The organism is Actinomadura sp. SCN-SB, from assembly GCF_043906805.1.
Lineage (GTDB): Bacteria > Actinomycetota > Actinomycetes > Streptosporangiales > Streptosporangiaceae > Spirillospora.
The window spans coordinates 74,508-87,660 of sequence record NZ_JBIMPP010000016.1 but is presented as its reverse complement, the minus strand read 5'-3'; the positions used below and the strand labels follow the sequence as shown (position 1 = coordinate 87,660).

Genomic DNA, 13,153 nt, shown 5'->3' with positions numbered 1-13,153 from the left:
GTAAGGTGTCGGACATCACAGCCTCGGTGAAGGAGGACCTGGCGATGCCGCTGCAGCCCTGGATGAAGCTCATCTCGGTCGACGACCATCTGATCGAGCACCCGAAGGTGTGGCAGGATCGGCTGCCCGCCAAGTACCGCGAGGCCGGCCCGCGGATCGTCGAGACACCCCGGGACGGCCTGCCTGCGATCCAGTCCTGGCTGTACGAGGGCCGGGCCTACCCCTACATCGGACTCAACGCCGTGGCGGGTAAGAAGCCCGAGGAGTACGGGATCGAGCCGGTCCGCTACGACGAGATGATCGCCGGATGCTATGACCCGAAGGCCCGGATCGTCGACATGGACATCGACGGCATCGAGGCGGCGATGTGCTTCCCGTCGTTCCCGCGCTTCTGCGGCACGGTGTTCCTGGAGGCGGAGGACAAGGAACTGGCGCTCCTGTGCGTGCGCGCCTACAACGACTTCGTCCTCGACGAATGGTGCGCGGCCGCTCCGGGGCGGCTGATCCCGCTGGTGATGCTGCCGCTGTGGGATCCGCAGAGGGCGGTCGAGGAGATCCACCGCACCGCGGCCAAGGGGGCCAAGGCGATCACCTTCCCCGACCTGCCGCACGCGCTGGGCCTGCCCTCGGTGCACGACGACTACTGGGACCCGGTGCTGTCGGCCGCGGAGGAGACCGGCATGCCGCTGTGCCAGCACTTCGGCAGCGGTGGGGAGAACTCGCTGAAGACCCTGGCCCCGGACGCGCCGTTCGCGGTGATGATCACTCTGATGGGCACCAACAGCATGCAGGCGACGACGGACTGGCTGTTCTCCTCGGTGCTGCACAGGCACCCCAAGCTCAAGATCGGGCTGTCGGAGGGCGGGGTGGGCTGGATCCCCTACATCCTCGAACGCGCCGACAACACCTGGCGCAAGCACCGCCACTACCAGAACATCAACAGGACCGTCCCGCCTTCGGAGCTGTTCAAGAAGCACATCCACGGTTGCTTCATCGAGGACGACTTCGGGGTGGAGAACCGGCACGTCATCGGCGTCGACCGGATCACCTGGGAGTGCGACTACCCGCACTCGGACTCGTTCTGGCCGGGCAGCCGCAAGCGTGCGGAGGAGGCCCTGGCCAACGTCCCGGACGAGGAGGCGCACAAGATCGTGGAACTCAATGCGAGGCGCCTCTACAACCTGCCGGCCGACAAGCCCGAGCTCGCCGCCACCACGGGCTGAGACCGTGCCGGTGGGGTGGCGCTTCCGACTCGCGGCTCGTCCATGAACGCGAAGTACCGCCGTCCGTACTCCTCCGGCGACGCCGGAGGAGTACGGACGGGGCATCCCGTCCAGACGCCGAACAGGTCGTGCCTGCCTGCTCTAGGACCTCGGTGGCCTCGGGGTGGGAGCCACGGGGACCCGTTCGCTCCGGCGATCAGCGGACGACGACGCGTGCGGAGGCGACGTTGGTCAGGCGCCGGTATCGCGTGTCCACATCGCCGTCGCGATGCGCGCTGACGCGAGCCGTTACGAAATAGGTGCCGGGGGCATCGTAGACATGGGTGGTGGACAGGCGAACCGCGGTGTTCGTACCTTCGACCTCGTGCCGGAAGGGGAAGGCGCCCGTCCCGTCGAAGTCCCATTCCGCCGAGATGATCGTCCCTCCCGCCGGGGGCGCCTGGGCGTCGACCTCCAGTGTCACCGGATCACCGGGCTTGACCTCGGTGCGTACGCCGCCGTTGGCGGTGACCGCGACCACCGGCTGGACGCCGCCGCGGTCGGCGGCCGACGACGGCAGGGCGACCTGACCCTGGGAGTACTCGAAGCGGGTCCCGGACGGCGCCACGCCGTCCTCGACCCAGGCGATCAGATCGGCCAGGCCCTGCTCGATGATCGGGAAGTAGTCGACCAGCCAGGTGTCGCAGGAGCGGGCCGGCGCGTGCGGGATGAACTGCGGTGGTACGTGCTCGGCGTTCTCCGTCCACTGCAGGCGGAAGTTCTCCCTGGCGCCCTCTTCCCCCTGAGCCCTGCGTACCGCGTCGGCGTAGATGATCCCTTGCGGTGGCCACAACGAAGAGTCGTGCGTGTGGTGGATCCACAGCAGCTTGCCCTCGTAATGGCCCGTATAGGACACCCCCATCAGCGGCGACATGAGCGGCACCGGATGCTGCGGGTAGACCGGCATGCCACCGACGCGCAGCGCGTCGAACTGGGGATCGTCCATCAGGTGATGGCGGTGGAAGTAGCAGAACGCCAGGAAGCGGCGGTTGTCGACGTGGATCTCGTCGCCGGGCCGCACGCCGCGGAAGCGGTTCAGGTTGGCCTCGCCGTGACCGTCGGCGGTGAGCAGGTCCCCGGCCGTTCCGGTGCAGTACAGGGTGCGGCCCGCGGCGTCACCGCCGGTCAGGCGCAGCTGCGCGCCGAGCCGGTAGCCGCCGGGCAGACCGCGCAGTTCGACGGCGAAGGGCAGGTCGGCGCCCGCGGTGGCGGCCATGATCAAAGCGGTGTTCCGGATCAGCTCGAACTCCGGGCCGGCGTAGGCCGGGTCCTGGAGGAGCTCCCCGACGGTGACGACCCGGTCGACCCTCGTCACGAGGTCGATGACGTCGTCCTGGACGGCCGACGGCAGATCGTGGCCGACGTAACCGGGTGCGGTCCAGAACTGCTCGAAGTAGCCGGGGTCCTGCTCCACGAGCTGGTCGGCGATGGATGACCACAGCCAGATCTGGCCCATCGGCGCCGCGATCATATGCTCGTCGCCCTGCGGGAAGCCCAGCCGGTAGAGCGTCGCGAGCTCCTCGCGCTCATGGCTGTCCAGGCCCGCGAACGGGTCGCCGGAGCCGCCCGGCCGCATGGCGTCCACAACCGGTTCCAGCTTGTCGCGCAACAGCCGCTGCACGTTGAACATGCAGGCGAAGTGGCATGACGCCGCCGGGCGCCCACCCGAATGGGACGTTCCCGACGTCCTCACCGTCGCCGCCCACGCCGCCGAGCACGACTTCCATCCCGCCTGGCCCGACGGCCGCTCCCACCACACCCACCTGCGTGTGCATCCGCAGATGGTGGTCGAGAACGCCGTCGATCCCCACCACTTCCGCTTCGTGCACGGCACCGAGCTGAGCCCGGTCATCCTGGAGGAGATCGTCGACGGCCCGTCCTGGTGGGCACGGGTCGGGTTCGGCCGCGGCTGGGCCAAGCATCCCTGCGATGCCGACGGTGCGCTGCGCACCGACACCATGAACACCATCGAACTGCTGTGGAGCGGGATGGGCATCAGCGCCAACATCGAGCACACCCGCGACGGGATCCGCATCATCACCATCAACCCCACTCCGGTCGAAGACGGCCGTACCGAGTTGTTCGCCACCTACTGGCTGTCGCGCACCGACGGGGACCTGGCGGACGGCGGCTACCGGCGGCGACTCGACGAGGCCAAGCTCGCCCTGCCCGATGACATCCGCATCTGGGACAACCAGATCTTCCTCGAACCGCCCGGCCTGGCGACTCAGGAAGCCGCCGGCTTCCGCCGCATGCGCCACTGGACCCGCCAGTTCTATCCGACCGGCCGGACCGGGCTCCGCGAACCTGAGCCGTCCGTCTGACGCGGACAGGATCGCCCGGCCGCGGACGCTGTCGGCCCGCCCGTCCATGGCCCGCGTCGCCCGGGCTCCCGTACCCGCGCCGGCTCGTTCCCGATCTCCGTCTTCGTCCACCTCCCAGGGAAGGCACACCCGATGGATCTCGGCATCACAGGCAAGGTAGCCCTGGTCACCGGCGGCAGCCGGGGCATCGGCCGGGTCGTCGCCCAGCTGCTCGCCGCGGAGGGCTGCAAGGTCGCCGTCGTCGCCCGGACCAAGGCCGACATCGACGACGCGGTCGCGTCGATCGCGTCCGAAGGCGGTGAGGCCTGGGGAGTGAGCGCCGACATCGGCGACCAGGAAGAGGTGCGACGGGCGGTCACCGAAGTCCGCGAGAGGCTGGGATCGCCGCAGATCGTGATCGGCCAGACGAAATTCAACATCCCCGGGGACTTCGCGGACATCACCGACACCGACCAGTACGTCGAGTCATTCCGCAGCTATACGATGAGTCAGATCTACCTGCTGCACGCCGTGCTGCCGGGCATGAAAGAAGCCGGCTGGGGGCGGTTCGTGCACATCGGCTCGGCCACAGCCAAGGAGCCGGTCGGCAACATCCACCACGCGATCGCCAACGCGACCCGCCCGTCGACCGTCGGCCTGCTCAAGACCGTTTCGGACGAGTACGCCCAGTACGGCATCACCATCAACACGGTGGCCCCGGGCTGGATCGAAACCCAGAACGCTGTGAACTATCTGCGCGACAACGCCGGGCTCGCCTCGGAGGACGACCGTCGGGAGTGGATGCGCGACAACGCGCGGGTACCGGCCGCCCGTATGGGCCGCCCCGATGAGATCGCCTCGATGATCGTTTAGCTGTGCTCGGAACATGCCGGCTACGTGAACGGTAACTGGATCGAGGTCGACGGCGGCCACCACCGCTCGGCCTTCTGACTACGCGCATGGGCCTGGCGCCCCCGAGGCCGTCCGCGTCCGCCAACGACAGCTCCTACGGCCTGTCGGGTGTCTTCTCGGCATCGAACGAGCGGGCAGCGGTGTAGGACGCCAGAACGGCATCGATGAAAGGCTGCGCGTGGACGGGAGGCTCCGAGCCGATTGCCCGCGGCGCCATGCAATTGCGAACGACCTTCGGAACATCAAGGCCGTGGGGACCTGGACGTGTGGCGCCGGATGAATGCGTCGACTCCGGCTCTTCCTGCCGGGCTGTCGGCGGACTCCGCGATCGACTCCGCCTCGGCGGTGAGTTGCTCGGCCAGGCTGCGGGCCGGGGCCTCGGCCAGCAGGCGCTTGATCCGGGCGTAGGTTTCCGTCGGCCCGTCGGCGAGCGCGGCCGCGACCGATTCGGCCGTGTGCTGGACGTCCTCGGTGGCGACCAGGCGGGTGAGGAGGCCGGCTCGTAGCGCCTCCTCACCGCCGAGGACCGAGTCCGTGAGGAGCAGGTCTCGGGCGCGGGCCGCTCCGATCGAACGGGCGAGCGTCCAGGACATTCCTCCGTCGGGCGAGTACCCGATCGACGGGTAGGCGGGGCGGAACCGGGTGTCCGGACCACCGACGATCACATCGGCGACGCACGCGATGCTCATGCCGGCCCCCGCCGCCCAACCGGACACGCCGGTGACGACGGGAAGGGGTGTCTCGGCCAGTCCGAGAACGAGCGCATGAAGGTCGTGTGCCATCTCCGCCAGGAGCGCGCGGCGATCGGGCGCGGCGGCGAAGGCCCGCACGTCGCCGCCAGTGCAGAAGTTCGGGGTGCCGCCCACGATCAGCACGCAGCCGACCTGGGGTCCCGTCCGGACGAGTACGGAGGCGGCCGCGCGCACGGCGTCCATGTCCAGGGTGCCCTTCGGTCCGCCGGCGATCGAGCAGCGGAGTACCCGCCCACGGAGCCGTAGGTGTTCCGGTTCGTCCACCATTCCCGCTTTCAGAAGCCCATGTCGCGGCCGATGAGGTCCTTCACGATCTCGGTGGTGCCGCCCGGACGCCCATGCCGCCGGGCCGGACCAGGGCGTCCAGGGCGGCGCGGGTCAACCGGCTTCCGTTCCGAGGATGGTGATCGCGGAGACCGCGGTCGGGCCGCCGACGTTGTGCGCCAGCGCGACCCGTGCCCCGTCGACCTGGTTGGACGCCTCGCCGCGGAGTTGCTCGAACAGTTCCACGCACTGCGCCACCCCCGTCGCGCCCGGCGGGTGCCCCTTGGCCTTGAGACCGCCGCTGGGGTTCACAGGCTTCGCGCCGCCCACGCTGGTGGCGCCGGCCTCCACGAGCTTGTACGCCTCGAAGCGATCGCAGAACCCGAGGTCCTCGTAGCTGATCAGCTCGACCCCGGTGAAGCAGTCGTGCACCTCGGCGACGTCCACGTCGGCCGGGGTCAAACCGGCCATGCCGAACGCCTGCTTCGCGGCCTTGACGGTGGCGGGGAAGGTGGTCATGTCCGGCTTGTGCTGGTGCATGACCCGGTCGAGGCCGAGCCCGACGCCCCGGATCCAGACCGGGCGACTGGTGTACCGGTCGGCCACCTCCTCGGAGGCGAGCAGCAGCGCGGCCGCGCCGTCGCTCTGCGGCGTGCAGTCGTAGAGGCCGAACGGCTCGACCACGACCGGCGCGTTCAGCACCTGCTCGACGGTGATGTCGAACCGCAGTTGCGCCTTGGGGTTGCCGACCGCGTGATGGTGGTTCTTCACCGCCACCCTCGCCATGTGCTCCCGGGTGGCGGGCGACTCGTGCAGGTACCGCGCCACGTGCAGCGCGAAGTTGGCCGGCGCGACCAGGCCGAGCGGGTAGTCCCAGGCCATATCGCGGGTCATCCCCGCCCACTCCCAGAAGGTGTCCTTCGACGCCGACTCGCGTACCTTGTCGGCGCCCACCACCAACACGAGGTCATAGGCGCCCGACGCGACGCCGAACAGGGCGTTGCGCACCGCGTCGTTGCCCGTCGCGCACGCGTTCTCCACGTGGGTGACGGGGATGTCGAGCAGCCCGCAGGTATCGGCCAGGATGCCGGAGGGGAATCCGTCCGTCGTGGACAATTCACCGAACCACGCGGCCTGGATGTCTCCGATGTCCAGGCCCTTGTCGACGCTCGCCGCGCACTCGGCGAACGCCATCGGTACCAGGTCCTTGATACCGAGCGCGAAGTGTTCCGCGAACGGGGTCATCCCTGCTCCGACGATCGCGATCTTCCTCATGCCGTGGTCTCCTCCGGAGAGAACGCGTAGCCGTAATCAGGGACTCCGGAGCGCACCGCGACCCGGCGCAGCACCATGCGCCCTCGGTCCCCGATGGTCACGGTCCCCGGTTCGGTGCCGGTGACCCGCGCAAGGACCCGTACGCCGACGTCATCGAGTTCGACGATGACGAGTGAGTAGGGGGTGGGCAGGCCGGGGACCGGGATCCGCACCGTGACGCCGGTGTAGACGGTCCCGGTGCGCGGCAGCGGCACCAGCGTGTAGTCCGACCCCAGGGTGCCGTCCCGGCCGACCCGGAACCGTGGCGGGAAGTCGAGCTCTCCGGTATCCGGGTGCCGGGCAGCCTCGAACCTCACCTTCGGCTCGAAGGCGCGGTCGTAGGCGGCGAGCGAGACCGGGATGTCCTTGCCCTCCGTGCACGTGGTGGCGGGCAACGGCCGGGCGGCCGGCTCCTCGCGGCGTACGGTCGCCGGGCCGCCGCTCACCGCGACACCGGTGACGGTCGCCTGCTCAGTCGCGAAGAGCGGCCCGGTCGCGCGGGACTCGGCGAGCGCGGCGAGCGCGAACAGCGCCGAACTCGCACCGGTCGTGGGAAGTTTCGGCGGCGTTCCCGCGCACAGGGCCTTCGCCTGCTCGGCGTCCACGCCGGCGAGCGCGAGCGGCTTCTCGGCGCCGACCGCGGCCAGTGACGCCAGCAGGCCGCGCTCGCGCAGTAGCCGCGGGTCACCGTAGTCATGGACCGTGCCCGCCGCGTTCCTGGCCCGCGTCGGCAGCGATCGCGCGAGCCTGGCGAGCGGGCGTACCGTCAGGCCCGCAACGGAGGCGAGGGCGGCCGCGGCGCCCGCGGGCCGCATGTCGGCCGCGATCACCAAGGTGCGCGGGCGGGCCGCCGTGACCTCGTCCAGCGCCGCTGGGGCGCCGCCGAGCCGCTCGTCCACCTCGATCTCGGGACCGAGCCCGAGCCCGGCCAGCAGCACCGCCGCGTTGCCGCCCTCGATCAGCGGCAGGTCCCGGCTGACCAGCACCACCCGCTGCACGCCCTCCCCGCCGGCGCCGGCCGCCTCGATGGCGGCCCGGCCGGCCTGCACCGCGAGCGTCACCGCGTCCTCGTCGCCGCCCGCCGCCCGCCGTCCGGCGGCGCCCCAGCGGGGCAGGTAGGTGGCGATCGCCGCTACGTAGCTCATTCCGCCTCCGGGCGTGAGTCCATCGCTAAACAGAACACTAATCTATCTATTTAAGGGCGGTGTCCGAAGCTTGCCCGGTGTCTTGTGGCCTGTTCGGACGTCACGATATATTAGGTAAATAATTTAGCTTATGGAAGCCGGGTGGGGCGTGCCGCATGTCCGACGGGCCGGTGCGGGTGCGGCCTGCTGGACCCGCACCTGACGTGCCCGCATGAGAAGGGATCGCGATGCCGCGACCAGAAGTGCCCCTTGAGCCGTCCGGCACCGCGCTCATCATCGTCGAATGCCAGAAGGGCGTAGCCGGCGAGGGCGGCGCGCTGCCCGCCATCGCGGAGGCGGCCGCCCCCGTCCTGCCGGTGATCGGGCGGGTCGCCCAGGCCGCGCGGAAGGCCGGAGTGCGGGTGATCCACCTGACCTACGTGCCCGTCTTCGGGGGCCGGGCGATGAACACCAACACACCGCTGCAGCACGTGACCGGGCCCGTCACCTCGGCCTGGGGCCCGGGGGACCCGAACACCCTGCCGGTCGACGAGATCGGAGTCGATCCCGCGGACCTGGTACTGCCGCGGCACTCCGGCATGTCCCCCACGCACAACACGGAACTGTTCGCGGTGCTCAGGAACCTCGGCATCCGCACCGTGGTCCTGGCCGGAGTCTCGCTGAACGTGGCCATCCCGGCCGCCACGGTCGAGCTCGCGGACGAGGGGTTCGACGTCGTGATCGCCCGCGACACGGTGGCGGGGACGCCGGCCGATCACGCCGAGAGCATGCTGCGCCACACCCTGCGGTTCCTGGCCATCATCACGACGGCGGACGAACTGACCGCCGCCTGGTCATGACACCGGCGACGACGTTGAGAGAGCGAGGCCCTGCGATGGAGCGGACGCCGGAGACGACCGAGGACCCGTTCGCGGGCACCCTGCTGCGGGCCGGGAGCTTCTGGGAGCTGGTCACCAAGCGGGCGGCGGCGAGCGGCGACCGAGTCATGCTGCTCGACGAGCATGACAGGCGGGTCACCTTCGCCGAGTTCCGCGACCGTGCCGAGCGGGCCGCGGTGGCGCTCGCGGCGCGCGGCATCGGCCCCGGCACCCGGGTCGCCTGGCAGCTGCCGACCAGGATCAGCACGGTCCTGGTGATGGCGGCGCTGGCGCGGATCGGCGCCGTCCAGGCACCGATCATCCCGATCTACGGCGAGCGGGAGACCGGGGCGGCGATCGCCACCGCGGGGGCCGAGTTCCTCCTGGTACCCGGGACGTGGCGGGGGACCGACTACGTGGCGATGGCGGCATCCCTGCCATCCGCGCCCAAGACGATCGTGGTGGGCGAGGACGCGCCCCAAGCCGACTCCGCCGACCCGCTGCCGCCGCCGGCCGCGCGGACCGAGTGGATCTATTTCACCTCGGGGTCGAGCGGGCTGCCCAAGGGCGCCCGGCACACCGACGCGACGCTGCTGTCCGCCGCGCACGGCTGGACGCTGCAGGGCCGGGTCGGCGAGCTGCCGGAAGACGTCGGCTCGATGGCGTTCCCGGTCGCCCACGTCGGCGGGATCATCTACGTGCTGACCCAGTTGATGAGCGGCTTCCCCGTCGTGCTGACCGAGGCTTTCGACGCGTCCGCGCTTGAGGTGTTCCGGCGGAACAAGGTCACCATGGGCGGTGGTACCACCGTGTTCTACACCGCACTGCTCGCACAGCAGCGCGCTCTTGGCCCGGGGACCCGGCTGCTGCCCACGCTGCGGGTGCTGAAGGGCGGCGGCGCCCCGTGCCCGCCGGCGGTGTTCTGGGCGGTGCGCGAGGAGATGGACGTCATCGTCTCGCACGACTACGGGATGACCGAGGTTCCGATGATCTGCGTGTCCTCGCCGCTCGACACCCCCGAGCAACTGGCCGAGACCGATGGCCGGCCGATCCCCGGCAACGAGGTGCGGATCGCCGAGGGCGAGGTGCCCGTCGCCGATGGCGAGGACGGTGAGATCCAGGTCCGCGGCGCCGCGGTCTTCCACGGGTACACGGACCCGTCCCTCGACGAGGACGCGTTCACCAGGGACGGCTGGTTCCGCACCGGCGACCGGGGGCACCTGCGCCCGGACGGTCACGTGGAGGTGACCGGCCGGATCAAGGAGCTCATCATCCGCAAGGGTGAGAAGATCGCCCCACTCGAGCTGGAGACCCTGCTGATCCGGCATCCCGCGGTCGCCGAGGTCGCGGTCGTCGGCCTGCCCGACCCCGAGCGCGGGGAGCGCGTCTGCGCGGTGCTGACCGTCCGCGGCGGCGCGCCCGAGCCGTCGCTCGCCGAGATCACCGCGTTCCTGCGGGACAACGGGCTCATGTCGCGCAAGCTCCCCGAGCAGGTCGAGATCGTCGACGAACTGCCCCGCACCGGCCTCGGCAAGATCGACAAGCTGGCCCTGCGGGACAGGTTCAGCGGTCGGTGAGGCAGTCCCGCGTCGCCGCGATCGTTGCGGCACGGCGGTGCCGCCGCGGAAAGCGCGCCCAGGCCCATGAACATCGCGCCGATATGGAACAGGGGCATCACCAGCAGGATCCGGTCGTCGCCGCCGGTGCGCATCTCGACGTTCATCGTCTGGGCGGCGTGCGGGGCCTCGTGCTGGCCGAGGACGCAGCCCTTGGGGCGCCCGGTCGTGCCGCTGGTGTGAACGAGCAGGGCCACGTCGTCCGGGGACGCGAGGTACGGGGGCTCGCCGGACGGGGCGGCGGCGAGGAAGACCTCGTACCCGACGACATCACCCGCGCTCGGCGCGCCGATCCCGATGACCAGCTCGACCGTGGGCAGCCGAGCACGGTGCTCGGCGATGAGCGGCAGGTACCCGGCGTCGGCGATGAGCACCCGCGGGCCGGAATCCGAGACGATCGAGAGCGCCTATAGCGAAGGAACGCGTCCATCGCAGACGTAGGCGGGTACGTCGCCGAACCACATCGCGTTCCGGGCGAGCGTGTCGCCCATCGACAACGCCGCACCGATCGGCCGGTTCATGATGTCAGCCCCACCTCGGAGTTTCGGTGTACGGAATCTTTCGATGCCCGGTTGCGGCACGCGGTGCTCAGACCTCGACCAGGAGCGGGATCCCCTCGCCCGCGGCCACCCTCCGCCGTGCCATCCCGCCCAGCTCGGCGGTGAGCTCCGCGCCGCTGCCGAGCAGCGCGTCGAGAATCGCGCCCCGGTTCACGTACCGGTGCAGCGCGTGCTCTAACGTGGCACCCATCGCGCCGCACACCTGAACCGCGTTCGCGCTGACGAGGTCGTGCGCGCGGCCGGCCCGGGCCTTGGCGGCGAGCGCCGCGACCCCGGGATCCGCGGTGTCGGCGAACGACGCGTCGAGCAGCGCGCGGGCCGCGGCGATCGTGACGTACCCGTCGGCCAGGCGATGTCGCACGGCCTGGAACGCGGCGATCGGCGCGCCGAACTGCCTGCGCGAACCGGTGTGCTCGACGGCCAGCTCGAGGGCGCGCTCGGCGATGCCGATGAGCTCCGCCGCGAGCGCCCGGTGAGCGGTGGCCAGCGCGGTGGCCCACGCGTCCCCGGCGCAGCGCTCGGCCGGCGTCGGCCCGGAGACCGCGTACCAACCGGCCGAGGGGTCCAGGGACGGCAGCGGGGTCACCGTGAAGTCGTCGGCATACCCGACCGCGAGATGGACTCCATCGGTGTCGGCGACCGGAATGACGAGGCGCTCTCCGGCAGCGGGGCGACGGACCAGAATGCCAGTGGTGGCCTGCGGCGTCGATGACAGGCCGGAGCCGGTGCCGGGAGCGGGGTAGCACACTGCTGACCCGGGGCCGATCCCGCCGGGCAGGTCGGTGGCGAGCAGGGGGAGCAGGGTCTCGTCGAGCAGGGCGGCGGTCGACAGCGCACGCCCCTTCTCGACGAACAGGAGGGTCGTGGCGCGCGCGGGATTCTCGGCGCTGACGCCGTCCCAGCCGAGTTCACGCAGCCGAGCCGGGACATCGATGGAGACGTCGGCGGCGGCTTCGGCGAACAGCTCGCGGAGCGAGCCGGTGAGCAGTTCGATCTCTGCGGCGTCCACCATCACTCCTTGGGCAGCTTGAGCACACGGTCGGCGATGATGCCGCGCTGGACTTCGGCGGAGCCGCCGTACACCGTGGTCGTGCGGCTGTACCACCACTCCTCGCGCCACTGCCTCCCCGCCTCGCCGAACATGAAGGCTGGACCGAGCAGCGACCGCGCCGCGTCGTACACGCTCTGCTCGCACGCCCCGAGCAGCAGCTTGTCCGTGGATGCCTCAGGGCCGACGGTCTGTCCGGCGGCCAGCCGCCGGACGGTGTCCACGGACCGGGCCCGCAGCGACACCAGGTCGAGGTAGACCCCGCCGAGTATCCCGTCGGCCGCACCGGTGCCGGACCCGCCGTCGGCCATGGCCTCCGTCAGCACGCGCACCCGCTGCAGCAGCGCGGAGGCCCGGAGCCAGGCGTACACCGCCCGCTCGTACTGGAGCAGGTACATGGCGACGGCCCAGCCCTCCCCCTCCGCCCCGATGAGCCGGGACGCGGGAACCCGCACGTCGTCGAAGAAGCACTCGGCGAGCTCCTCGCGTCCGCTGGCCAGCGCGATCGGCCGCACGGTGACGCCCGGGTCGTCGACGTCGACCAGGATCATCGACAGGCCGCGATGCCGGCTCTCCTGCGTGCCGGTACGCGCGAGCAGGACGATGCGCGAGGCGGTGGCGCCGTGACTGGTCCAGATCTTGGACCCGGAGATGACGTAGTCGTCGCCGTCGCGCGTCGCCCGGCAGCGCAGCGCTGCGAGGTCGCTGCCCGCCTCGGGCTCGGAGAAGCCCTGCCCCCACCAGGCGTCGCCCGAGAGGAACTCGGGCAGGTAGGCGGCGGCGAGGCGCGGCGCGAACCGTGCCACCGGGTACGCCAGCGTGGTCAGCAGGCTGTGCTGCCCGGTCGGCGTGAGTCCGGCCCGCGCCAGTTCGTCGAAGAGCACCGCCCAGTGCCTGACGTCACCGCCGAGCCCGCCGACTTCGGGCGGCATCCCGTACCGGCCGAACCCGGCGTCGTACAGGCAGCGCATGAGCCCCGCCGATGAGCGCATGTCGTCCGCCACGTCGTCGGTGGCCGCGCCGCGCCACTTGTCGAGGACCGGCGAGGTGACGAACTCGCGCACGGCGGCCCGGTACGCGGTCAAGTCTGCGGCGTAGTCCGTCGTCACGGACGCGCACC

General features: G+C 70.9%; 11 protein-coding genes and 1 pseudogene. 5 read left to right on the top strand and 7 right to left on the bottom strand.

The window, feature by feature from the left end; translation table 11 throughout:
• Positions 1-44 precede the first annotated feature (44 nt).
• The gene (locus ACGWYJ_RS13455) at positions 45-1,223 is read left to right on the top strand and encodes an amidohydrolase family protein (protein WP_395106251.1); all 1,179 of its coding nucleotides are present in this window, start codon (positions 45-47) and stop codon (positions 1,221-1,223) included.
• A gap of 196 nt (positions 1,224-1,419) precedes the next feature.
• Here ACGWYJ_RS13455 and ACGWYJ_RS13450 read toward each other — a convergent pair whose 3' ends face one another.
• Positions 1,420-2,892, bottom strand: a complete 1,473-nt coding sequence (locus ACGWYJ_RS13450; RefSeq protein ID WP_395106250.1) for a PKD domain-containing protein — start codon at positions 2,890-2,892, stop codon at positions 1,420-1,422.
• Here ACGWYJ_RS13450 and ACGWYJ_RS13445 point away from each other — a divergent pair.
• Together ACGWYJ_RS13445 and ACGWYJ_RS13440 are read left to right on the top strand one after the other, a co-directional pair.
• Positions 2,891-3,586 carry a hypothetical protein gene (locus ACGWYJ_RS13445; protein WP_395106249.1) on the top strand — a complete coding sequence of 232 codons (696 nt, stop codon included), beginning with the start codon at positions 2,891-2,893 and terminating at the stop codon, positions 3,584-3,586. The genes ACGWYJ_RS13450 and ACGWYJ_RS13445 overlap by 2 nt on opposite strands.
• Before the next feature lie 132 nt (positions 3,587-3,718).
• On the top strand, positions 3,719-4,438 hold the full coding sequence (locus tag ACGWYJ_RS13440) for an SDR family NAD(P)-dependent oxidoreductase (protein WP_395106248.1): 720 nt from the start codon (positions 3,719-3,721) through the stop codon (positions 4,436-4,438).
• A gap of 281 nt (positions 4,439-4,719) precedes the next feature.
• Here ACGWYJ_RS13440 and ACGWYJ_RS13435 read toward each other — a convergent pair whose 3' ends face one another.
• The 3 genes from ACGWYJ_RS13435 to ACGWYJ_RS13425 form a co-directional block, all read right to left on the bottom strand.
• Entirely contained in the window at positions 4,720-5,496 is a 777-nt protein-coding gene (locus ACGWYJ_RS13435) for an enoyl-CoA hydratase/isomerase family protein (RefSeq protein ID WP_395106247.1), read from the bottom strand.
• Positions 5,497-5,607: 111 nt separating this feature from the next.
• Entirely contained in the window at positions 5,608-6,768 is a 1,161-nt protein-coding gene (locus ACGWYJ_RS13430) for a thiolase C-terminal domain-containing protein (protein ID WP_395106246.1), read from the bottom strand.
• Positions 6,765-7,952 (bottom strand): Zn-ribbon domain-containing OB-fold protein, encoded by a 1,188-nt coding sequence (locus tag ACGWYJ_RS13425; protein ID WP_395106245.1) that lies wholly within the window; start codon positions 7,950-7,952, stop codon positions 6,765-6,767. The genes ACGWYJ_RS13430 and ACGWYJ_RS13425 overlap by 4 nt, the downstream gene beginning before the upstream one ends.
• A gap of 227 nt (positions 7,953-8,179) precedes the next feature.
• On the opposite strand from ACGWYJ_RS13425, the gene ACGWYJ_RS13420 reads away from it, so the two are divergent.
• Both ACGWYJ_RS13420 and ACGWYJ_RS13415 read left to right on the top strand, forming a co-directional pair.
• Positions 8,180-8,791: a cysteine hydrolase gene (locus ACGWYJ_RS13420; protein ID WP_395106244.1), complete on the top strand. Its 612-nt coding sequence runs from the start codon at positions 8,180-8,182 to the stop codon at positions 8,789-8,791.
• Between the two features lie 35 nt (positions 8,792-8,826).
• A complete protein-coding gene (locus tag ACGWYJ_RS13415; RefSeq protein WP_395106243.1) occupies positions 8,827-10,386 on the top strand; it encodes a class I adenylate-forming enzyme family protein in 1,560 nt (519 codons plus the stop codon).
• A gap of 104 nt (positions 10,387-10,490) precedes the next feature.
• Here ACGWYJ_RS13415 and ACGWYJ_RS13410 read toward each other — a convergent pair.
• The 3 genes and pseudogenes from ACGWYJ_RS13410 to ACGWYJ_RS13400 all read right to left on the bottom strand — a co-directional run.
• Positions 10,491-10,799 (bottom strand): annotated as a pseudogene (locus ACGWYJ_RS13410) (AMP-binding protein); the annotation flags it as partial.
• A 214-nt stretch (positions 10,800-11,013) separates the two neighbouring features.
• Positions 11,014-11,997 (bottom strand): acyl-CoA dehydrogenase family protein, encoded by a 984-nt coding sequence (locus ACGWYJ_RS13405; protein ID WP_395106242.1) that lies wholly within the window; start codon positions 11,995-11,997, stop codon positions 11,014-11,016.
• Positions 11,997-13,142, bottom strand: coding sequence for an acyl-CoA dehydrogenase family protein (locus tag ACGWYJ_RS13400; RefSeq protein ID WP_395106241.1), 1,146 nt, complete (start codon positions 13,140-13,142; stop codon positions 11,997-11,999). Before ACGWYJ_RS13400 ends, ACGWYJ_RS13405 begins: the two co-directional genes overlap by 1 nt.
• Between the last annotated feature and the right edge of the window lie 11 nt (positions 13,143-13,153).

What these genes read in the sequence shown, in the direction of transcription:
- ACGWYJ_RS13405 (WP_395106242.1), bottom strand. Translation starts at nt 11,997, where the DNA reads ATGGTGGACGCCGCAGAGATCGAACTGCTCACCGGCTCGCTCCGCGAG.
- ACGWYJ_RS13455 (WP_395106251.1), top strand. Translation starts at nt 45, where the DNA reads ATGCCGCTGCAGCCCTGGATGAAGCTCATCTCGGTCGACGACCATCTG.
- ACGWYJ_RS13425 (WP_395106245.1), bottom strand. Translation starts at nt 7,952, where the DNA reads ATGAGCTACGTAGCGGCGATCGCCACCTACCTGCCCCGCTGGGGCGCC.
- ACGWYJ_RS13430 (WP_395106246.1), bottom strand. Translation starts at nt 6,768, where the DNA reads ATGAGGAAGATCGCGATCGTCGGAGCAGGGATGACCCCGTTCGCGGAA.
- ACGWYJ_RS13445 (WP_395106249.1), top strand. Translation starts at nt 2,891, where the DNA reads ATGCAGGCGAAGTGGCATGACGCCGCCGGGCGCCCACCCGAATGGGAC.
- ACGWYJ_RS13440 (WP_395106248.1), top strand. Translation starts at nt 3,719, where the DNA reads ATGGATCTCGGCATCACAGGCAAGGTAGCCCTGGTCACCGGCGGCAGC.
- ACGWYJ_RS13435 (WP_395106247.1), bottom strand. Translation starts at nt 5,496, where the DNA reads ATGGTGGACGAACCGGAACACCTACGGCTCCGTGGGCGGGTACTCCGC.
- ACGWYJ_RS13415 (WP_395106243.1), top strand. Translation starts at nt 8,827, where the DNA reads ATGGAGCGGACGCCGGAGACGACCGAGGACCCGTTCGCGGGCACCCTG.
- ACGWYJ_RS13420 (WP_395106244.1), top strand. Translation starts at nt 8,180, where the DNA reads ATGCCGCGACCAGAAGTGCCCCTTGAGCCGTCCGGCACCGCGCTCATC.
- ACGWYJ_RS13450 (WP_395106250.1), bottom strand. Translation starts at nt 2,892, where the DNA reads ATGTTCAACGTGCAGCGGCTGTTGCGCGACAAGCTGGAACCGGTTGTG.